The organism is Halomonas sp. AOP27-A1-41, from assembly GCF_052378605.1.
In the GTDB taxonomy this organism is placed as follows: domain Bacteria; phylum Pseudomonadota; class Gammaproteobacteria; order Pseudomonadales; family Halomonadaceae; genus Vreelandella; species Vreelandella citrativorans.
Window position 1 is genome coordinate 1 of record NZ_JBQSXT010000007.1, and the last position, 20,824, is coordinate 20,824.

The 20,824-nt window shown below is 55.0% G+C and carries 21 protein-coding genes; 8 read left to right on the plus strand and 13 right to left on the minus strand.

The features are described from left to right. Nucleotides 1-73: 73 nt before the first annotated feature. Entirely contained in the window at nucleotides 74-985 is a 912-nt protein-coding gene (locus ACT3TC_RS06485) for a LysR family transcriptional regulator (protein ID WP_444639529.1), read from the minus strand. Nucleotides 986-1,074: 89 nt separating this feature from the next. Here ACT3TC_RS06485 and ACT3TC_RS06490 point away from each other — a divergent pair, with 89 nt between their 5' ends. Further along, entirely contained in the window at nucleotides 1,075-2,247 is a 1,173-nt protein-coding gene (locus ACT3TC_RS06490; protein WP_444639530.1) for an MFS transporter, read from the plus strand. A 134-nt stretch (nucleotides 2,248-2,381) separates the two neighbouring features. Here the strand turns inward: ACT3TC_RS06490 and ACT3TC_RS06495 are convergent, their stop codons facing one another. Together ACT3TC_RS06495 and ACT3TC_RS06500 are read right to left on the minus strand one after the other, a co-directional pair. Continuing rightward, nucleotides 2,382-2,960: an NADPH-dependent FMN reductase gene (locus ACT3TC_RS06495; protein ID WP_444639531.1), complete on the minus strand. Its 579-nt coding sequence runs from the start codon at nucleotides 2,958-2,960 to the stop codon at nucleotides 2,382-2,384. A gap of 28 nt (nucleotides 2,961-2,988) precedes the next feature. Next, nucleotides 2,989-3,984 (minus strand): alpha/beta hydrolase, encoded by a 996-nt coding sequence (locus ACT3TC_RS06500; protein ID WP_444639532.1) that lies wholly within the window; start codon nucleotides 3,982-3,984, stop codon nucleotides 2,989-2,991. Nucleotides 3,985-4,166: 182 nt separating this feature from the next. Here ACT3TC_RS06500 and ACT3TC_RS06505 point away from each other — a divergent pair, with 182 nt between their 5' ends. Both ACT3TC_RS06505 and ACT3TC_RS06510 read left to right on the plus strand, forming a co-directional pair. Continuing rightward, nucleotides 4,167-6,341: a malate synthase G gene (locus tag ACT3TC_RS06505; protein WP_444639533.1), complete on the plus strand. Its 2,175-nt coding sequence runs from the start codon at nucleotides 4,167-4,169 to the stop codon at nucleotides 6,339-6,341. A 67-nt stretch (nucleotides 6,342-6,408) separates the two neighbouring features. Beyond that, nucleotides 6,409-6,822, plus strand: a complete 414-nt coding sequence (locus ACT3TC_RS06510) for a PaaI family thioesterase (protein ID WP_444639534.1) — start codon at nucleotides 6,409-6,411, stop codon at nucleotides 6,820-6,822. A gap of 109 nt (nucleotides 6,823-6,931) precedes the next feature. On the opposite strand, the gene ACT3TC_RS06515 is transcribed toward ACT3TC_RS06510, so the two are convergent. The 5 genes from ACT3TC_RS06515 to ACT3TC_RS06535 form a co-directional block, all read right to left on the minus strand. Continuing rightward, nucleotides 6,932-7,900 (minus strand): substrate-binding domain-containing protein, encoded by a 969-nt coding sequence (locus tag ACT3TC_RS06515; protein ID WP_444639535.1) that lies wholly within the window; start codon nucleotides 7,898-7,900, stop codon nucleotides 6,932-6,934. A gap of 120 nt (nucleotides 7,901-8,020) precedes the next feature. After that, on the minus strand, nucleotides 8,021-9,013 hold the full coding sequence (locus ACT3TC_RS06520) for an ABC transporter permease (protein ID WP_192526899.1): 993 nt from the start codon (nucleotides 9,011-9,013) through the stop codon (nucleotides 8,021-8,023). Beyond that, nucleotides 8,997-10,538, minus strand: coding sequence for a sugar ABC transporter ATP-binding protein (locus tag ACT3TC_RS06525; RefSeq protein WP_444639536.1), 1,542 nt, complete (start codon nucleotides 10,536-10,538; stop codon nucleotides 8,997-8,999). The genes ACT3TC_RS06520 and ACT3TC_RS06525 overlap by 17 nt, the downstream gene beginning before the upstream one ends. Next, complete coding sequence (locus tag ACT3TC_RS06530) at nucleotides 10,535-11,713, minus strand: Gfo/Idh/MocA family protein (RefSeq protein WP_444639537.1); 1,179 nt, start codon at nucleotides 11,711-11,713, stop codon at nucleotides 10,535-10,537. The genes ACT3TC_RS06525 and ACT3TC_RS06530 overlap by 4 nt, the downstream gene beginning before the upstream one ends. A gap of 22 nt (nucleotides 11,714-11,735) precedes the next feature. After that, the gene (locus ACT3TC_RS06535; protein ID WP_444639538.1) at nucleotides 11,736-12,791 is read right to left on the minus strand and encodes a sugar phosphate isomerase/epimerase family protein; all 1,056 of its coding nucleotides are present in this window, start codon (nucleotides 12,789-12,791) and stop codon (nucleotides 11,736-11,738) included. A 378-nt stretch (nucleotides 12,792-13,169) separates the two neighbouring features. Between ACT3TC_RS06535 and ACT3TC_RS06540 the strand changes: the two genes are divergently transcribed. Next, nucleotides 13,170-14,219: a LacI family DNA-binding transcriptional regulator gene (locus tag ACT3TC_RS06540; RefSeq protein ID WP_444639539.1), complete on the plus strand. Its 1,050-nt coding sequence runs from the start codon at nucleotides 13,170-13,172 to the stop codon at nucleotides 14,217-14,219. A 22-nt stretch (nucleotides 14,220-14,241) separates the two neighbouring features. Here ACT3TC_RS06540 and ACT3TC_RS06545 read toward each other — a convergent pair whose 3' ends face one another. Then, nucleotides 14,242-14,619 carry a DUF423 domain-containing protein gene (locus ACT3TC_RS06545; protein WP_444639540.1) on the minus strand — a complete coding sequence of 126 codons (378 nt, stop codon included), beginning with the start codon at nucleotides 14,617-14,619 and terminating at the stop codon, nucleotides 14,242-14,244. Nucleotides 14,620-14,780: 161 nt separating this feature from the next. Between ACT3TC_RS06545 and thiS the strand changes: the two genes are divergently transcribed. The 3 genes from thiS (at nucleotide 14,781) to trmB (ending at nucleotide 16,590) form a co-directional block, all read left to right on the plus strand. Next, nucleotides 14,781-14,981: a sulfur carrier protein ThiS gene (gene thiS, locus ACT3TC_RS06550; protein ID WP_193054032.1), complete on the plus strand. Its 201-nt coding sequence runs from the start codon at nucleotides 14,781-14,783 to the stop codon at nucleotides 14,979-14,981. Nucleotides 14,982-15,046: 65 nt separating this feature from the next. Next, the gene (locus ACT3TC_RS06555; protein WP_087110513.1) at nucleotides 15,047-15,838 is read left to right on the plus strand and encodes a thiazole synthase; all 792 of its coding nucleotides are present in this window, start codon (nucleotides 15,047-15,049) and stop codon (nucleotides 15,836-15,838) included. Between the two features lie 8 nt (nucleotides 15,839-15,846). After that, nucleotides 15,847-16,590, plus strand: a complete 744-nt coding sequence (trmB, locus tag ACT3TC_RS06560) for a tRNA (guanosine(46)-N7)-methyltransferase TrmB (protein WP_444639541.1) — start codon at nucleotides 15,847-15,849, stop codon at nucleotides 16,588-16,590. Between the two features lie 276 nt (nucleotides 16,591-16,866). Here the strand turns inward: trmB and ACT3TC_RS06565 are convergent, their stop codons facing one another. Further along, complete coding sequence (locus ACT3TC_RS06565) at nucleotides 16,867-17,781, minus strand: AEC family transporter (RefSeq protein ID WP_444639542.1); 915 nt, start codon at nucleotides 17,779-17,781, stop codon at nucleotides 16,867-16,869. Nucleotides 17,782-17,886: 105 nt separating this feature from the next. On the opposite strand from ACT3TC_RS06565, the gene ACT3TC_RS06570 reads away from it, so the two are divergent. After that, a complete protein-coding gene (locus ACT3TC_RS06570; protein WP_444639543.1) occupies nucleotides 17,887-18,393 on the plus strand; it encodes a hypothetical protein in 507 nt (168 codons plus the stop codon). A gap of 10 nt (nucleotides 18,394-18,403) precedes the next feature. Here the strand turns inward: ACT3TC_RS06570 and ACT3TC_RS06575 are convergent, their stop codons facing one another. The 3 genes from ACT3TC_RS06575 to ACT3TC_RS06585 form a co-directional block, all read right to left on the minus strand. After that, nucleotides 18,404-19,474: an alpha/beta hydrolase-fold protein gene (locus tag ACT3TC_RS06575; protein ID WP_444639544.1), complete on the minus strand. Its 1,071-nt coding sequence runs from the start codon at nucleotides 19,472-19,474 to the stop codon at nucleotides 18,404-18,406. A gap of 3 nt (nucleotides 19,475-19,477) precedes the next feature. Next, complete coding sequence (locus tag ACT3TC_RS06580) at nucleotides 19,478-20,158, minus strand: FKBP-type peptidyl-prolyl cis-trans isomerase (protein WP_192526890.1); 681 nt, start codon at nucleotides 20,156-20,158, stop codon at nucleotides 19,478-19,480. A gap of 220 nt (nucleotides 20,159-20,378) precedes the next feature. Continuing rightward, a complete protein-coding gene (locus tag ACT3TC_RS06585) occupies nucleotides 20,379-20,822 on the minus strand; it encodes a universal stress protein (RefSeq protein ID WP_172116854.1) in 444 nt (147 codons plus the stop codon). Nucleotides 20,823-20,824 lie beyond the last annotated feature (2 nt).

Genomic DNA, 20,824 nt, shown 5'->3' on the forward strand with positions numbered 1-20,824 from the left:
ATGAAGTGGCTGAGCAGCGTATATAGTTCTCTGAATTAGGCATTACCTGTCAGGTCATCAAATTATAGGTATGTCATTGCTTACCTGGCAGCGAAAAATCCGGGCACTTCTTATCAATCAACGTTTCCAGTGCTACTACAACAGGGCTTTCAGAAGCGGTAACAAGGATAAGCGGGCAATTGGATGCAATATCTGCCAAGGGGACTGCGACTAAACTGGGCGAAATTTCAGCCACACTCTTAGGCAGCACGGCTATGCCAATCCTGGCCATGGCGAAGCAAAGCATGCTTGAAATATCAGGCACCTCTAAAGCATTCGCCAATGATAGCCCGGCACTCTCTGACAAGCATTCGATCTGACGTCGAAGAAAGGTTTGCTGGGTGGCAGGTTGTAAAAGTAATCGCTCGTTACTCAAGTCTTTAAGAAAGAGTCGATGGGTTTGGGCAAGATGGTGGTCTGGATGGATGAGGACATAAAGTGGCTCTTCTCCCAAGAGATGTTTTCTCAAGCCCTTGGTAGCAGTTTCAGGTATATCTGCTCTTAAAACAGCCGCATCCAGATGGCCCGAACGCAGCGAGGAAAGGTGGTCAAGCGCATTTCCGTAATGAAGCTGAAGTGTAAGATGAGGCCTTTTTTCAAGCACTGTGGCCAGCGCTGTGGTAAACACTGGCGAAAAAATAGCGCTCGCAGAGTAACCTACGTGGAGAGAACCGGCTTCACCGGCATCAGCTTGTCGAACAAGGCTCAGGCTTTGCCTTGCCGATGATAAAAGATTAATCGCCTCTATCAAGAAAACCTCACCTGCACGCGTTAGCTGTACCCCATGCGTATTTCTTAAAAATAGCTTTACATCTAGCACCTCTTCTAAATTTTTTATTGTTTGACTAAGTGGTGACTGAGTTATGTGTAAACGCTCGGCCGCCCGTCTAAAGTTAAGCTCCTCTGCTACTGCCACAAAATAACGTAACTGTTTAAGCTCAAACATAAAACCACTCACCGTGAGATAAAAAAAGACATTCCATCTAAACAAAAACTTATATAGCTTAATAGAACTCCTAAACAGAGCTTTAAATTATGCGCATTTTTATAACATTAGCATCATTTAGCGCATTCTTTAACTTATACCAAACTCAAGCTATTTATCCTTGGCTGGCAGCTCGATATGCTGTAGAAATATCCCAAGCGGGATGGCTAAGCATGGCTAGTCTCTTTGGCATGATGCTATGCGCCCCCTTTGCCAGCAAACTAACCTATAAGTTGCCTCCCAGAAAAACAATCATCTTTGGACTCTATACATTAATAACCCTTAATACATGTATAGCTATAAGTACAACGCTGGAAACTCTTTTTCTCATACGCTTTTTCCAAGGTATCATATTGCCCTGCATTCTGACGTCTGGAATGACGATAATAGGTCAGGCGCAATGTAAGGAAAAGCGCACTAAGTGGATTGGCTGCTATGTTACTGGAACAATCATGGGCAGCACATTGAGCCGATTTTATCCTGCCTTCGCTATCGACACTATGGGCTGGCAGTGGGGCTTTATATCCTGTGCAGGGCTACTACTTTTAGCCTTGCTCATCATGGCGCATGAAAAACACGTTAACACCATTACCGCAACGACTAACAATGATGACGAAAAAATATTTTATTTAACACAACTTAGGCACGCACTGTCTGATAAAACGCTTATAATGATCTACAGCATAGGCTTCGGGATTTTATTTACACAAAGCTCGGTCTTTACTGCTTTAGGCATCGCACTATCTTACCCCCCCTACAGTAAAACGGCTGGAGAAATAGGGCTTATCTATCTAGCCTGTTTACCTGCAATAATTGCAGTTATCACCGTACCAACGATGTATACATCTAAAAACGAACCGCTGCTCTTCATCATTTTACTGGCATTGCTTTGGGGTTCTATGCTTCTAATGACGAAGAATTATTACCTGGTCATTTTTAGTGTACTTCTCTTCTCAATTGCTACCTATCTATTGCAAGCTTTAACGACGGCAATGCTAAGCCAAGTGCGTAAAGTACCGGTCAACTTTGCCAGCGGTGTATACCTTTTCTTTTACTACGGAGGAGGAACGCTAGGGGCAATATGTTCCGCGACGCTTTATAGCGCCGGGGGCTGGGCGGGGGTAACAATCGCTATTATGATGGTTCACGCCTTAATATTGGCACTATTACTATGGTTAACAGTCGCTTTCAATAAAAAGAAGCCCTGCACCATATCGCATTAATATCCGTTCAAACAATATCAGTCGAGTATAGGAATACACGGGCAATGTAGCACAGATGGGGCCTGGCGTGACGCAACGGCCTCACGCCAGGCCCCGCCATCAAAGTGTCCCTTAAGGCGCTTCGCGATGCAGTTTTAAAGACGCGTACACGCCAGCATATCCACCAGCCGCTGGCAGAGCGCATCCAGTTTTTTGCTATTGGCTTCTTCGATAAACGTGCCTGCTTCATCAAAAGCGGTGTGCGCTTTGGAGAGCGACATCGGCTGCGGCAGTACGATCAAGCCTAGATTGGCGAGCAACTGTTGGGCCAGCGGCATCGCGCGAATACCGCCTAACCCACCAGGGGAAGCCGACACCAGCGCAGCCCATTTGCCTGAGTAAAGCGCCAGGCCCGGCGTGTCGTCATAAGGGCGTGATAACCAGTCCAGCGTGTTCTTCAAAAGCGGGGTGATAAAGCCGTTGTATTCCGGCGAGGCGATAAACAGCGCCTGGTGATCAGCCAGCAGTTCGCGCAGTTTAAGCACGTTCTCCGGAACACCTTGGGTTTCAATATCTTCATCAAACAGAGGGCACGGGTAGTCTTTCAAATCCACAAACGTGGCCACGCCGCCTAACGCCTCAATGCGCTTGGCAACCAGCCGCGCCAACTGTTTGTTGTGTGAATCTTGGCGGCTGCTTCCGGCAAATACTAATACCTTGGGTACTACGCTCATTCGATTGGACTCCTTAATAACAGGCTATTTAGGGTTCGACAGGCTCATGCGGCCCGCCAGGCATCTGGTCAATAAACGTGTTGATAGCGCTAAACAAGGTCTCGCGAATCGGTTCTGCTTCGTTAACTAAATGGTGGCGTGCTTCCGGATGGTAGTGAATCTCGGCGGCGGTAAATTTTTGTGCTAAAACGGTCAGGTTCCACTGCCAATCAACCGTTAAATCCTGCTCACCCTGCAAAATCAATGTTGGCACGTCGACAGGCTCAAGCGCGAGCAGGCGTGGCATCCAGCGCCGCATGGCACTTACCCACGCCACACTTAAGCGCTCGGGCTGCAGTGGGTCGTGATCACGCAGAAATTCGGTAAACGCTTCGTCGGTTGAGTTGGGCCGAAATTTACGCGGAATATCCTTCAAGAACGGGCTAGCGATAAGGTGCATCCAACTCGCCTGAGTCCACCGCCAAGGGCGTACCAACGGCGCGAGCAGCACCAGGCCATCCCAACCGGCCTCTTCGCGCCGGGTGAGTGCGTCGGTTGCAAGAATCGCCCCCCCGGTACTCTGCCCAACACCCAACCACGGCCTGGAAGCTATGCCTAGCGTGATCAGGGTGTTTTGCATGTAGGTGAGGCAGTGCTGATAGTCGTCAAAATCTTCAATCTCTGCGCGCGGGCCACTCGAAAGCCCATGACCCGGCAGGTCCCATAGCACTACCCGCCAGCCCTTGGCCAACAGGTGCGTTAACAGGTGACGATAAAGGCCTAAATGGTCAAAGTAACCGTGCACCACAAAGGCTGTGCCTGATGGATTGGGTGGGCTCCATACCTGGCACCACAAGGCAAAGCGGCCGGTATCGATAAAGCCTGCATGTACCTCATCGGTGCTTTCAAAGAGTGCTTCCAGACCATAATGCAGAAAATAGCCCTTCACGACGTCCCACAGCGCTTCACCCGGCACTAATCGGGAAAAGACTGATTCGCCTGCCGTTTGCCGAAACAAACTTTCCATCTGTTGGAAATCCTGCATCCAAACCTCTCTATGAGCGCCCTGCTTTCTTATCATTTGGTCGAGCATTGTGCCGCTTTAACGTCTACGCTGTTTACATGCCTGCACAGTTGTGGAAGTATTTTCCATAAATGTATTTTGCGCTTATTTTACTCTGGCCGTGGCCATTCACCACCCACGGGCACCTTCACAGGAGAAACCCCATGAGCGAGCGTATCACGCGCCACCGTTTGCAGGTGGCCACCGAGCTGGACCGCTTTATTAACGAGCAGGCACTACCTGGCACGGGCGTTGATGAAAGCGCCTTCTGGGCCGGTGTCGATGCCCTGTTCCATGATCTGACCCCAAAAAATAAACAATTGCTAGCAGAGCGTAATGCGCTGCAAGAAAAAATTGATGCATGGCATCGTGAGAACCCCGGCCCCGTTAGCGACATGCCAGCCTACCGGGCCTTTTTGAAAGAGATCGGCTACCTGGCCGACCTGCCTTCCAACGTAAAGGCGACCACCGCCAATGTCGACCGCGAAGTTGCCATACAGGCAGGTCCACAGTTGGTGGTGCCGGTAAGTAACGCCCGCTACGCCCTGAATGCGGCGAATGCGCGCTGGGGCAGTCTTTATGACGCGCTCTATGGCACCGACGCTATTTCCGAGGAAGACGGCGCGGAAAAAGGCACAAGCTTTAACCCCAAGCGCGGCGCTAAAGTCATTGCCTATGCGCGAGGCGTTCTGGACCGTGCCGCGCCGCTGGCCACAGGCTCCCACCGCGACGCGGTTAACTACACAATTCGTGACGGCCATTTGGTCGTTACGCTGGAAGGCGGCCGGGAAACTGGCCTAAAAGATTCCGGCAAGCTGATTGGCTTTACCGGTGAAACGTCCGCTCCTGAGACGATTCTGCTAGCCAATAATGGCCTGCACCTGGAAATCCAGATCGATGCCAGTCACGCCATTGGTAAAACCGACCCGGCGGGCGTAAAAGACGTCGTCGTTGAAGCCGCACTCACCACCATTATGGACTGCGAAGACTCCGTAGCCGCCGTGGATGCCGAAGACAAGGTAGGCGTTTATAGCAACTGGCTCGGTCTGATGAAGGGTGATCTGGAAGAGAACATCGACAAGGGCGGTAAAACCTTCGCCCGTAAGCTGCACGCTGACCGCACCTGGAACACCACCGAAGGCGGCAAGGTGACCCTACCCGGTCGTTCGCTGATGTTCGTGCGTAACGTGGGCCACTTGATGACCACGCCAGCGATTCTGGATGAGGAGGGCAACGAGTTGCCGGAAGGTATTCTCGATGCTGTGGTGACCTCGCTACTGGCCCTGCACGATCTTAAAAAAGATGCCGACCAGCCACGCAACTCGCGCACCGGCTCGGTATATATCGTCAAACCGAAGATGCACGGCCCTGCCGAAGCCGCGTTCGCCAACGAGCTGTTTGGCCGCGTGGAAGACATCCTTGGCATGAGCCGCGACACCTTAAAGATGGGCATCATGGACGAAGAGCGCCGCACCACGGTCAACCTCAAGGCGTGTATTGCCGAGGCTTCTTCACGCGTGGCGTTCATCAACACCGGCTTCCTGGACCGCACCGGCGATGAGATGCACACCGCCATGGAAGCAGGCCCCATGGTCCGCAAAGGCGACATGAAATCCGCCGCGTGGATTACCGCCTACGAGAAGAGCAACGTACAAGTAGGCCTTGCTTGCGGTCTACGCGGTCGCGCCCAGATCGGTAAAGGCATGTGGGCCATGCCCGATTTAATGCACAACATGCTGGAACAGAAAATCGGCCATCCAAAAGCCGGTGCCAACACCGCTTGGGTACCTTCGCCCACGGCCGCTACCCTACATGCGTTGCACTATCATCAGGTGAATGTCACCGACGTTCAGCGCGAGCTTGAAGCACTGGGCGAGCCCGACTTCCTCGACGACTTACTCAGCGTCCCAGTGGCGGAAAACCCTAACTGGTCAGATGACGAGATTCAGCAGGAGCTGGATAACAACTGCCAAGGCATTCTGGGTTACGTGGTGCGCTGGGTAGAGCACGGCGTGGGCTGCTCCAAAGTGCCGGATATTCACGATGTAGGCCTGATGGAAGACCGCGCCACGCTGCGTATTTCCAGCCAGCATATTGCCAACTGGCTGCATCACGGCATTGTCGATGCGCCGCGCGTAGAGGAAACCCTCAAACGCATGGCGAAAGTGGTCGATGAGCAAAACGCAGGCGACCCCACTTACACCGCGATGAGCAGTCACTTTGAGGACTCCACCGCGTTCAAGGCCGCCTCAGATTTGATCTTCAAGGGTCGCGTGCAGCCGTCAGGCTACACCGAACCGCTACTTCACGAATGGCGTCAGGTGCATAAGGCGAAGTAAATTCGTTTTATGGTACAACTAGCCCCAAGGCATATGCCTTGGGGCTTTTTTATACAGGATAACAACAATGACCGTCATGACTGTCGAACAGATCGAGCACTTTCTGGATGAGGTGTTTCCCCAGCGAATGGGCAGAGTTGAGAGCGTAGGCGAGATGTGTGCCACGATGCGCTTAACGGTAGGGTATGAACATCTACGCCCCGGCCCCCGGGTTTCTGGCCCGACGATGATGGGCTTTGCCGATGTGGCGCTGTATGTGGCGATTCTGGCCCAAATCGGCCCTGAACCCATGGCGGTGACCAGTGACTTAAACTGCCACTTCCTGCGCGCCGCTTCAGGCGAACACGACATTATCGCCCGCGCCAAACTGATCAAGCTGGGCCGCCGTTTAGCGGTGGGTGAAGTACAGATATTCTCCGCAGCCGATGAACACCGCCCAGTTGTGCACGTCACCGCAAGCTATGCCTTGCCCGCTACGTAGCAGCCGACAAACAGGGTAAGCAGCGATCGTAGAGAATGGCTTGCAAAAAAACGCCCCGGGCCCTGGCTATCAAGAAGCCAGGGCCCGGGGCGTTTAGCGGCCAGGTAGCTTAGTAAGCGGCTTCTGGCTCGTAGTACTCTTCTACATTGTCGAGGGTGATTAGATCAGCGTTAAGGATGAGCCGTGAAGGCACGCCGTGGTACATATCGCCCAGATGCTCGCCTTTAACGCCGTGTACCGCTAGCGCCATGGCAGAGGCAATCATGTTCGGCGGATAGGTAACGGTGCCTTTGACCATCGGGTGCTCGTTACGGATCATTTCAATCACACGCTGAGAACCGCCACCGCCCACAATCAGTTGGATATCGTCGCGGTTGTTTTCATCCACCGCCTGAAGCGCCGAGATCAATACGTCATCGTCACCCGCCCAAATGGCATCCACTTCCGGGTTACTGCCCAGCAGGTCTTCCGTTACGCTAAGCGCCTGCTGTGGGTTCCAGTTGGTCGTTTGAGAGGCCAGAATATTGATATCGGGATAGTTTTCCATCACCCGGTTAAAGGCATCGACACGCTGGCTGTTGATGGGGATGGGCGGGCCTTCCAGCACCAGAATATTGCCCTCGCCGCCCAACTCTTCAGCGATATAACGCGCGGCGTGCTCGCCTAAGCCTGGGTTATCGCCCGCAATAAAGACGTTTTGCGCAGGCGTTTCAAGCTCGCGGTCCACCACAACGGTATAGATGCCTTCATCGTAAGCTTCTGAAATAACTGCCTGAAGCGTTGCCGGGTCGTGGGGAAGAATGACCAGCGCATCCAGGTTGCGGATCATCAGATCTTCTACGTTAGAGACCTGAGCCGTGCCGGAGTTGGCGGAAAGCACGGTAAAGCTCACATCCGGATACTGCTCACTCAGGTCGTCGGCAGCTTGCTGTGCCCACCATAAAAGGCCTGCGGTCCAGCCATGGTCAGCGGAGGGTACGGTGACGCCAATATGGTAGTCGTCGGCCAGCGCCAGGCTGGACGTACCCGCTATGGCCGTTGCCAGCGCGGCAGTCTTGAAAAGGCGTGATAGTGTCATTGTTATTGCTCCCTTTCTAACGTACATCGTGAATGGGCGAGCCAACCCCGCCCAGTGTGATCGTCGGCCCTGTTTGGGCATAGCGACCGAAAAGACCGTTTTTAACGTCCGCTTTTACAGTCAGGCACGCTTGTACTGCAGCAGTACCGCCAGCAAAATGACGCCGCCCTTGACCAGCCCCTGTAAATAAGGGGAAACGCCGGTCAGGTTAAGCATGTTGTTGATAATACCCAGAATCAGCGCGCCGATGACCGTGCCCCATATCGAGCCGCGCCCACCGGAAAGCGCCGTGCCTCCTATGACGACGGCGGCAATAGCATCCAGTTCATAAAAGTAGCCCGCATCACTCGGGCTTACCGAGTTGAGCCGCGAGGTCAGCATGATGGCCGAAAGCCCCACGCAAATGCCCGCAATCACAAAGGTGGAGAGCACAATGCGCTCAACCCGAATGCCCGAATAGCGTGCTACCTGAGGATTAGCGCCCACCGCGCACACATGCCGCCCGTAAGGGGTATGAAACAGCAACACATGAGCGATGATCGCCAAACCAAAGAACACGATCACCGGAACCGGAATGCCCAGCAAAAAGCCGCCGCCCACGCTTGAGAAGTGCGGATTGGGGGTAGAAACCACTGCTGCATCGGTGAAGTAGAGCGCCAGCGAACGAAAAATCGACATACTGGCAAGCGTTACCACAAAGGCCGCTATGCGCCCTCGGGTGACTAACAGGCCGTTGAATAGCCCTAACAACCCGCCCGCAGCGATAGCGGCCAACAGGCCGAGAAGCACCGCCTGAATGGGGTCACTAATGCTATTGACGATATACAGGATAACCACGCCCACCAGCGCCACCATCGACCCCACCGACAGATCGATCCCGCCGGCGATAATCACAAAGGTCATGCCGATAGCGATAATGCCGGTATAGGAGACCTGGCGCATTACGTTGGAAATATTGCGCGTATTAAGAAAATATTCGCTGGCGATGGACGACACCACGAACAGCAAAATCAGCGCCACCAGCGGGGCCAGAATCGTCGCGTTAAGGGGCAGCCTGCGCAGGCCTTGGCGTGCAACGCTCCCCATTGTCTTGGTATTAGGCGGTTGAGCCATCTTGATTCCCCACTTGTTCACGGTTGGCGTGCTGCCGTGCGCCAGCGGCATACAGCATTATTTGTTCTTCATTGATCTCGTCACCGTTAAGCTCAACGGCTATTTGTCCCTCGCGAATCACTAACACCCGATCCGCAATACCAATGACCTCTTCAAGCTCAGAGGAGATCACGACAACAGCTTTATTTTGTTCGGTAAAGTCGCGAATCAACCGGTAAATCTGCTGTTTGGCGCTGATGTCGATGCCGCGGGTGGGCTCATCGAGCATCAGGATATCGGGCTCAATATCGAGTAGCTTCGAGAAGTAAACCTTCTGCTGGTTGCCACCGCTCAACAGGCTCACCGGCGCCGCCAGGTTGGATGCCTTGATGGCCAGGCGCTGCTGGTAATGTTCGGCTTGACGTCGTTCAGCGCGATGCTTGATAAACCCGCGCACATAGCGCTTCAGGCTAAGGGCGGTAATGTTCTGCATGACGTTAAACGAGAGAATCAGCCCCTTGCCCTGGCGGTCTTCCGACAGATACGCCAAGCCGTGGGCGTGGGCTTCGTTGGGTGACCGAAGATCAACAAGCTCGCCATCAATAAATATCTCGCCCTGCTCTTTGCGGTGCAGCCCCATGATAGTTTCAGCAATTTCGGTGCGCCCCGCACCTACCAGCCCGGCAAGCCCCAACACTTCACCGCGGCGTACTTCAAGGTTGATGTCCTTGAGCTTGCCTTTAAGGCTCAAGCCCCGCACCCGCAGCGCGGGCGGCGTGTTATCAGCACGTTGCGCAAGCTTCTCAGGGTAAATTTGTGACAGCTCACGCCCGACCATTTTGCGCGCCATGCCCTCTTCATTAAGCGTCGCGGTCTCGCACAGTTCTACTTGCTGGCCGTCACGTAAAATCAGCAGCCGATCACAGAGATCTTTGACCTCTTTTAGCTTGTGAGAAATAAACAGAATCGTGACGCCCTTGGCGACCAGCGCGCGCACCACGTTAAACAGCACCGCAACTTCGCGGTCGGTCAGCACCGTGGTGGGCTCATCCAGAATCAGCAATCGCGCGTCGTTAACCAGCACCCTGGCCACTTCAACCATCTGCTTTTGGGCAACGCTTAGCCGCTCGATGGGAAGTTCAGGGTCTAGGTCCACTTCAAGCGAGCTGAGCAGTTGCTGGGTGCGCTTACGCATGCCGGCGTGGTCAAGAAAACCATGACGGCGCACTTCCTGGCCCAAAAAGACATTTTCGTAAACACGCAGCGTGGGGATTAAATTGAACTCCTGGGGAATCATCGCCACGCCGTGAGAACGCGCCGTAATCGGGTCCAATGCGCTGAATATCTGGCCATTCAGGTGAATCGCACCCACCGTTGGCGTGTAAATACCGCTGATGATCTTTAACAGCGTGGATTTTCCGGCGCCATTTTCCCCCAGAATACCCAGCACTTCGCCCGGCATAACAGAAAGGGAAATATCATTCAGTACTTGAACGGGGCCGAAGGCTTTACCGATCCCTTCAAGCTTTAAAATAGGCTCGCTCATGGGGCGCCCCCGGAAGCGTCTGGCGCTTTACTCAGATGCAGCGGCGTCCAACTGCCTGCCGCCTGGTGTGAGGTAATCGCCGCGGCAATAAAGCGCATGCCATCCACACCGTCTTCAATGCCGGGCAGCCAAGCGGGATACTCACCAGCCGCGTGACCATCGGCCAACGCCTGATACAGGTTGGCAAAGGCTTCAATGTAGCCTTCCGGATGCCCGCCCGGCACGCGCACGCCTTGAGCAATGTTCGCACTTAGCCAGTCATCGCGCCGCGTTAAGCGCTGGCTTGGCCCATTAAGCGGTTTCAGCCACAGCTCGTTGGGCTGCTCCTGGGCCCATTGCAGGCTGGCCTTCTCGCCGATGACGCGAATGGTTAGCGCGTTCTCATAACCGGCGGCCGTCTGGCTTGCCCACAGCATGCCTCGCGCGCCGCCATCGAAACGCAACAACGCCTGAACGTTATCATCAAGCGCCCGCCCCGGCACGGCCGTCACCAAATCAGCGCTGACCTCACTGACGCGCTGGCCGCTAATAAACTGGGCCAGCTGAAACGCATGCACGCCGATATCCCCCAGGCAGCCAGCAGCCCCCGCCTGAGTAGGATCCAACCGCCAAGCAGCTTGGCGGTTATCGGCTTCAGGGGGTTCACTTAACCACTCTTGAATATATTCGACCTGTACATGGCGAAGCTGCCCCAGCGCGCCTTCGGCAATCAGTTCACGGGCATGCTGAACCAGTGGATAACCCGCATAGTTGTGCATTAATACAAAGTGGCGAGCGCTTTTCTCAGCCGCCTGCGCCAGCTGCTCGGCTTCCTCAACACTGAGCGTCATGGGTTTTTCACACACCACGTGAAAGCCCACTTTCAGGCTTGCCAGCGCCGCCGGGTAATGCAGATGGTTGGGCGTCACAATCGCCACGACCTGCGCACCATCTTCACGAGCGGCTTCGCCTGCCAACAGCGCGGCGTAGTCGGTATAGCAACGCTGGCCATCAATACCTAACTCATTGGCGGTCGCCAGGTTGCGCTCGGCCTGGGAAGAAAAAGCCCCGGCCACCAGCTCAAAGCGGTCATCCAGGCGCGCCGCCATGCGGTGCACACCGCCGATAAAAGCCCCCTGGCCGCCGCCTATCATGGCGAGGCGAAGTCTGCGCGGCGTGTTATTGATTATTGTCATGAAGTAATCCCTGAGCGTTAATTTAACCGAGGCCCAGCAGCGTGCGGTTGGCCTGGCGATCCGTTCCGGCATCGGCAAAATCATCAAACGCGCGGTCGGTCACCTGAATGATGTGCTCGTTCACGAACGTGACGCCTTCCGCCGCGCCCTGCTCAGGATGTTTGATCGCGCACTCCCACTCGATGACTGCCCAGCCATCAAAATCGTACTGCGCCAGTTTCGAGAACACCGCTTTGAAATCCACCTGCCCGTCGCCCAAGGAGCGAAAGCGGCCTGCCCGCTCGATCCAAGAAGTGTAGCCGCCATAAACGCCTTGCTGGGCAGTGGGATGAAACTCGGCATCCTTGACATGAAACATGCGGATATACGGGTGATAGCGGTCAAGAAAGGCAAGGTGATCAAGCTGCTGGAGCACCAAATGCGAAGGGTCATACAGCATGCAGCAGCGCGGGTGATGGTCCACGGCGGCTAAAAAACGCTCAAAGGTCGCGCCATCGTGCAGGTCTTCACCGGGATGTATCTCAAAACATAAGTCCACACCCGCCGCATCGAAGGCATCCAGAATAGGGCGCCAGCGTTTGGCAAGCTCGGCAAAACCATCTTCAACCAGCCCTGCGGGGCGCTGCGGCCAAGGGTAAAGAAACGGCCAAAGCAGCGAGCCGGAGAACGTGGCATGGGCCTTCAAACCCAGATTGGCGCTGGCCTGGGCAGCAAGCTTTAGCTGTTCGACAGCCCAGGCTTGGCGCGCGACCGGGTCGCCGTGCAGTTCAGCCGGGGCGAAGCCATCAAACAGGCTGTCATAAACCGGATGCACGGCCACCAATTGGCCCTGCAAATGCGTCGAAAGCTCGCAAATTTCCAAGTCATATTGCGCTAGAAGCGCTTGGACTTCCTGGCAATACGCTTGGCTTTCTGCTGCTCGCTCCAGATCAAAAAACCGCTTATCCAGCGTGGGCATTTGCAACGCTTTAAAGCCCAGCTCCGATGCCCAGCGAGCAATATTCTCCAGGCTATCGAAAGGCGGCTCGTCACCAATGTATTGGGCTAGAAAGAGCGCGGGCCCTTTAAGGGTCTTCATCATCGACCTCATTTGTTTTGTTGTTTTAGCGTCAGCAATCAGTGCTGAAAGACTCAATGTAATGGATTACATTTCAGCAGAGCAACGCACATCGGTCAAGCGCGTCAAAAAGGGAGATATAAAATGGATAACGCACTGCTGTAAAAGGGCTTTAAATCTTAAACCTCTCGGTAAGCGCTTATATTTTAGACTAAAGAATAAATAAAAAGAGGGAATAAATAGCCGCATAATTAACGCGCTAATAGTAAAGATGCGTTTATATATTGTGGTTAACACTGCTAGAATTTGGATGTAAACATTTACATTTTAGTTAGTAGCGCGCCAACATTGTCTTTAACCGCCCGCTTTCAGGCGCGTTTTTTTCAGGACCATCGTTCAATGCTTAACACCCAGGTAACGAGCAAACAGCCGCATAGCGTGCCGACGATTAAAGACGTGGCGAAAGCGGCGGGCTGTTCGACAGCGACCGTGTCACGCGCCCTGGCAACGCCTGAAAAAGTCAGCGATGCCACCCGAAAGCGGGTGAATCAGGCAATTGCTCAGGTGGGCTATTCGCCCAACATTGCCGCACGCAACTTGCGCCGCGCGGAGTCCAAAACCATCGTGGCGCTCTTGCCGGATATTTCGAATCCGTTCTTCTCCGAAATTATTAGCGGCATGGAGGATGTTGCCCATCAGGCGGGCTACCAGATACTGATTGGCGACTGCGAACACGACCCTGCGCGCGCAGAGGCCTACTTTCGGCTGCTTTCCACCAATCAGGCCGATGGCATTGTGCTGTTGACCTCCGAGATTCCCAAGGCGCTGGTCAAGCAAGCGGATAATCAAGCGGACTTTCCGTTGGTCATGGCGTGTGAATTTTTTAGCGATATCGACCTGCCGTTAATTGCTATCGACAACCATCAAGCCAGCTGTCAGGCGATTGATTACCTGGTGTCGCTCGGCCACCGACGTATTGCCACGCTTTCCGGCCCGGCGAACAATCCTATTTGCCAGGAAAGAAATCGCGGCTACCGCGATACGCTCGCGGTGCATCAATTGAGCAATGAAGCGCGTATTGCAGAGGGTAACTTTGGCTTTCGCTCCGGCTATCAGCAGGGGCTAGCACTGCTGGAGGGGAAAACGCCCCGGCCTACCGCGATTTTTTGTCATAGTGACGAAATGGCGGTTGGCGTGCTGAAAGCCGCCCGCCAGTTAGGCATAAGCGTGCCCGACCAGTTGTCGGTTGTCGGCTTTGATAATATCGGCCTGAGCGAATACTGCGACCCGGAACTGACGACCATTAGCCAGCCGCGCAATGAAATCGGCCAGCAGGCCATGCAGTTGCTGCTCCACCTTTTGCGCGGCGAGCAGCCCATTCGGCATCAGACGCTAAGTAGCCATCTGATCGTGCGTAAAAGCACCGGGCGGCTTAAAGGTCAACCGTAAAAAGTCTACCAGGGCTTCTTGGTTAAGGGCTTCTGATCACCGCCACGGCTAGCATCAGCCACCCGGCAATCAGCAGAGCGCCACCTATCGGCGTGACGATGCCTGCATTTAAATCGGCCATCGCCATGGCATAAAGCGAGCCGGAGAAAGCCACCATGCCCAATCCCCACAGTGCAACTGGCCACTGCCAGCCCTTGAAACCAAGCACGCGCTGACCGACCAGTACCGCCATTATCGCTAGCGTGTGCCAGGCCTGGTAGCGCACGCCGGTTTCGGCCGCGTGCACCAACTCCGCCGATACTCGCGCGGCCAGACCATGAGCAGCATACGCGCCCACCATGACCGTGATAGCTCCAGAGAGCGCTACCAGGCACCAAATGATTCGTTCGCTACGTTGCATTATTGCTCCTTTCAAGGTGTTAGCGCGCCCGTGTAAGCACGCGTACGACTCGGCATACCTTGCGCCGCAGGAAACCGCTACAATAGAGGCACTTTTTGGTATTTCGCTAGGGTTAGCCCTAACTCTTATAGACCCTATGCCTCGATAGACGAGACGCCCTTATGCAAATTCAACTCAATGGCGAGCCTTACGCGCTGGAAGCGGGCCTGACGGCTGCGGATCTAATCGATCAATTGGCGCTTACGGGTCGGCGGGTCGCGGTAGAGATCAACGAAGAGATTGTGCCACGCAGCCAGCTAGCGATCACTCCCCTGGCCGAGGATGACCAGGTCGAAGTGGTGCACGCCATTGGCGGTGGCTAGCCCGCAGCTCGCATGCCTTTTTTACTGGCTACGCCCTATTTCTCGCGCTTTATCCAGGATTCGCTATGACACTTCAAAACGATGCGCCGTTTACTATCGCCGGACGTAACTTTAGTTCTCGCCTGCTGGTCGGCACCGGCAAATATAAAGACTTCGACGAGACCGGTGCGGCGATTGCCGAAAGTGGCGCCGAGATTGTCACCTTTGCCGTACGCCGTACCAACCTGGGCCAGGAAGCCGGACCCAACCTGCTCGACGTGATTTCGCCGTCGCGCTATACCCTGCTGCCTAATACGGCAGGCTGCTACACCGCCAAAGACGCTGTACGCACTTGTCGCTTGGCCCGCGAACTGCTGGATGGCCACAAGTTGGTCAAACTGGAAGTGCTGGGCGATGAGACCACGCTCTACCCCAATGTCGTCGAAACCCTGAAAGCCGCCGAGACGCTGTTGGCCGATGGCTTTGACGTCATGGTGTACACCAGCGACGACCCCATTGTGGCACGCGAACTTGAAGCCATGGGTTGCTGCGCCATCATGCCGCTGGGCTCGCTGATTGGTTCAGGCCACGGCATTCAGAACCCACACAACGTGCGCCTGATTGTGGAACAAAGCAGCGTACCGGTGCTGGTGGATGCCGGTATCGGCACGGCGTCCGACGCGGCCATGGCCATGGAACTGGGTTGTGATGGCGTGCTGTTGAATACCGCCATTGCCCACGCTCGTGAACCGCTGCGCATGGCGCGCGCCATGAAGAGCGCCGTAGAAGCCGGGCGCGATGCTTTCCTGGCCGGGCGCATGCCGCGCCGCCAAACGGCAGACCCTTCATCACCTTTTGCTGGCCGCATTAACGGTTAAGAGATTTTATGACTGATATTAAAAGTACCGACGAGTCCTCAACCGGGCCGGAAAGCGCTGAAGCGCCACTGCATCGTCGCGGTATTAAAAGCTATGTAATCCGTGCTGGGCGCATGACTCAAGCCCAGAACCGGGGCCTTGAAGATGTATGGCCGCGCTTTGGCCTGACGATTGCCGATGGTCTGCAGGACCTGACGGCACTGTTTGGCCGGGAAGCGCCCCGCGTGGTTGAAATCGGCTTCGGCATGGGTAACTCGCTGATCGAGCAGGCAGAAACCCACCCGGACACCGACTTTATCGGTATCGAAGTGCATTCGCCGGGCGTCGGCAAGCTGCTGGATGAAGTGGACAAGCGCGGCCTGACCAACCTGCGTATCTATAAAGAAGACGCCCTGGCCGTACTGGAGAAGTGCCTGCCGGAAGGCTCAATCGACACCGTGCAGCTGTTTTTCCCCGACCCCTGGCCGAAGAAAAAGCACCACAAACGGCGCATTGTACAGCCCGCGTTTGTCGAGCTGATTCGCACACGCCTGAAACCCGGCGGCACCTTCCACATGGCGACCGACTGGGAAGCCTATGCCGAGTGGATGGCCGAGGTAATGGAAGCCGCCTCCGGCTACGCCAACACAGCCGATGCCGACACGGCGCCCTATGTACCCCGCCCCGCCTTCCGCCCGCTGACCAAGTTTGAAGCCCGTGGCGAGAAGTTGGGCCACGGCGTGTGGGATCTGATTTATCGGCGCGAGGCGTAAGTTACCACCACTTTCAAGCAAAGGCCGTCAGCGTAAAGCTCTCGCTGGCGGTCATTCACAGTGGGCTCAGTCTTTTAAAGGTGCACAAAAAAAGAAAGCCACTCCAAAGGAGTGGCAAAAGACCGTGACTAGCAATGAGAGGGAGAAACCATGACAACGAACTGGCGGCTCGCTGTCGTGGTCTGTAGCGACTCATTAAACGCTACAAGCACAATATAATCATTATCATTTAACCCGTCAATACAAATGCGAATACTTTTTATTTATTTTTACATCTTACCCTGCAAGCTGTAACCAGAGCGGAAGCGTGAGCATGGCGAGTAGCGTTTGACCGGTGATAATGGCTGCCATTAGCTCAGCGTCACCACCTAACTGGCGGGCCAGAATATAGGCCGAGGTTGCCGTGGGAAGTGCTGCAAACAGCAGCGCCACGTCCCGGCTAACGGTATCCAGGCCTAGCGCCCACGCCAGCACCAATACCAGCGCTGGCATTAGTAACAATTTGACGCTGTTGGTCGCTAACAGGCCACGGTCAATGCGTAACAGCGCGGCCGGGCGTAGTGCCACCCCCACGGCAACCAGCCCTAGTGGTAGCGCGGCACGCCCTAGCAGGCCGACGGTGTCCTCACTCCACCCTGGCAGGCCAATGCCGCTCAGGTTTAATCCTATTCCTGCCAGGCAGGCGAGGATCAGCGGGTTTTTCACCAACGCCATGACGCTTTTCCCCATGCTCGCACTGCCTAATGTGCCGGCAGCCACAAAACTTGCCACACACATGATGTTCACCACGGGCACCATCAGCGCTACGGCAACCGCTGCCGTGGTTGCACCTAACTCACCATGCAATGCCGCGGCCCCCGCTACGCCTACATAGGTGTTAAAGCGCACCGCGCCTTGAAACACCGAGGTAAACGCTGCTGGCGTTAGCTGTAGCCAATGGCGAAACCACCAGATCAGCAGCCCAAAAAACGCAATGGCGCCTAATAGCACCAGGGCCAAGCGCCCTACCGGTACCTGGCTGACATCGGCGGTGGCCAGCGTTCCCACCAGCATGGCCGGGAAAAGCACAAAGTAAATTAGCCGCTCCATTTGCGGCCAAAAATCTGCACCGGGCCAGCGCCAGTAGCCCATGCCCGCTCCTAATAGAATTAGTAGGAACAGGGGCCCTAACGCAGTGGTAATACTCTCCATGGGTTTTCCTTAGTGACTGCGACATCACAGCACAACGACATCGACACGTTTACTGTTACCATGAAACGACACCCCGCCTCACGGCCTGCGTAGCGGTATTCTGCCATGAAGATACTACCTAAAACTGCTGGTTTTTCAGGTTTACAGGGACTCAAGGTGCTGATTTTAGTCACCGGTTTAGCACTGGCGATGTCTACATGGTACGTATTTTTTCATCAATATCACGATAACAGCCACGTTACCTGGTTCCCTTCCGCCGCCAGTTGCGATGTCCATGCTCACCCTTGTTCAGTCGCACTGGGCAGTGGGCGCCAGTTGACCTTTCATATTGATGTCAACGGCCCTATAGAAGCGCACGCTGCTTTACCGTTGGAAGTCGATATTCAAGGCATTCCAGCCCATCAGGTCAACGTGGATTTGGTTGACCGCTATCGAGATTCGAGGATTGAGCGCTTTGTGCTGGATGCCATCACGCCAAGCCGTTTTCGTGGTCAAGGCCAAGTGGATAAAGAGGTGCAAACTGCTACGCCCTGGCGGGCACGCGTGATTCTTGAAACACCGGAGGGAGATGTGGGGAGCTGGTTTGACTTTGAAGTGGTAAAGAAGAGCTAGCCAGGCAGAACTAGTCAGACAGAACCGGCATAACCGGCGCGGCTTCCAAACGGTCAAGCATACGCATGAGCGCGCTCGCCTGGACGCCTTCACGGGTATCGTGCAGCGGATTTTTCTGCCAGAGGCTTTCTGCATACCCCCACCAATCCCAGCACCCTTGCGGGTTCGACAAGCTGCTGTCAGCTTGTGGGTAAAGCACTATCTGCTGGTGGCTGGCGGCCCAACGATTCAAACCGCTATGGCTAACAAAGGTATCACCAATAGCGCTAGCGCTCATTTGGCAGCCGTGCAGTGCAATAGTGACCGGGCATGCTCCCTCTTCACATGCTGCGGGAATAAATACATACCCCGTGTCCGCGAGCCCTTTAACCGCAAACTCCGACTGATCGAAAGCAACCAGCTCTCCCGTTGCGGAAGTAGAAGCGTCGCGTTCGGGATATAACCAGGCAAGCATTTCTTGCGCAACATCTTCATCACAGGCCAGCACATGGCTACCACCGCCCTGGCGGCAGTTGCCCAACTCCTGCGGACCAACAGCTTCCTCCTCGCGTAGCTGGACTGGCCAGCCATGCCCCGCTGCCTGACTACGTACCCGTTGCAGCTGCTCAGGCGATGTCAGCCAGCCCAACCACTGCTTGGCCAATAGCTCAGCCAGCTCGGGCTGTACGACATCATCGGCATCGCCATACCAGATAAAGGCACGGAGCTGAGCCAGGTCTTCACGAGCACCGACCCGGTCATGCCTTTCATAACCCGCCCAACGTGCGTCTAGCCTGTCCAAGGCTGGCTGGCCTACACGGGTTTGCATGCATTGATTAAGCGCAAGATTTAAGGAGCCCTCCGAACAGCCCCAAGGCCCTGCCGCCAGCACGCCTACACCGCTAAAGCGCTCAGGCCAAGCAACCGCTAGCTGGGTTGCCATATAACCGCCTGATGAAACGCCGACGACGCTTGCCTGCTCTGACATGGCATTTAGCGCGGGCAAGCGCTCAGGCGTTTCAGCCATTGCACTGGCTGCCAGCGGGCCGCTTAGCAACAACAACGCACTTAGCGTGTGAGCTACCCGCAGGGCCATAGGCATGGATTATTCAACGCCTAACAGTTCAACCCGGAACGTGAGCATTTCATTGGGGCCAATTGGGCCTTGGCCGTTTTCGCCGTAAGCCAGGTCAGCAGGGATATACAGCATCCAGCTATCGCCAACGCTCATCATCTGCAGGCCTTCCTGCCAGCCTTCAATAACTTGATTGACCTGGAAGCTAACCGACTCGCCGCGCTCAAACGAGCTGTCGAATATCGTACCATCCAGCAGCATGCCTTCGTAATTCACCTCAACAGTGTCCTCAGGCCCGGGCGTTGCGCCATCGCCCGACTCAAGCACTTCGTACTGCAGGCCAGAATCCGTCACCTCTACGCCCTCACGCTCGGCGTTTTCTGCCAGGAACTCTTCGCCTTCCTCGAGGTTTGCCTGGCCGATCTCAGCGGCTTCCTGTTCACGCGCCTCCAACGAGCGCTCCTGGAAGGCCATAATGGCCTCAACCATTTGCTCTTCGTCGAGCGCCAACTCATTGTCCTCGAACACATCGCGCATGCCGTCGTTAAACGCATCCAGGTCAAGGTCGCCGATATCCGCTTTCATGCTTTCACCCAGCGTAACCCCAAGGCTGTAGGCAAGGCGCTGATCGTCAGTTTCAGGGGCCGCAGCAACAAACGGTGCCACTAAAAGCAGACCTGTCAGAGCCGTTGAGGAGAGCAGTGTTTTCATAAAAAAGTAACCTTATTCGACGGCGCAATACGCCAGATATTAAGTGCTTCAAAGCCTAACACCCGCTTCAGGGTGTATCTACCTGAAACGGGCGCTGTTGTTACGACTGTAGTTAAAACCGTAGTTAAGACTGTAGCTACGCCTGTTACGACCTCGCTTTTACCAAGAGGTTTAACCTTGTGAAGCAATGCTTACGTCAATCGTGGTGCCTACAACGAAGCTACACCACCAAGGTGGGACAATGCGCCGCACCGGCCACCCGTTGAGATACACTGCCCAGCAGCATGCTCTTTTCGCCGTTAGTGCCTTGAGCACCAATCACGATCAAATCGCACTCTCGCTTCCAGGCGAAGCGTGCAATGGTACGTGAAGGCCGACCACCTTTAACAAAAGCACGCACGCTTGTGCTGTCCGCGCCTTGCTCAATGGCATGGTTTTTCGCGTGTATAGCGATCTCGGTGGCGTACTCTTTTAACGCATCGTCGGGAATATCCAACTGATTGGGGCGTACCATGGAAAGTGACGCCTCAAGCAGGCTGTGGTGCTTGAATACGCACAAGAAATAGAGCTCAGCGCCCGTTAGCAGATGTAACCCTACTGCTTTATCGAGCGCCTTAATGGCACCTTTCGAGCCATCCACTGGGACTAAAATGCGGTTAAACATGC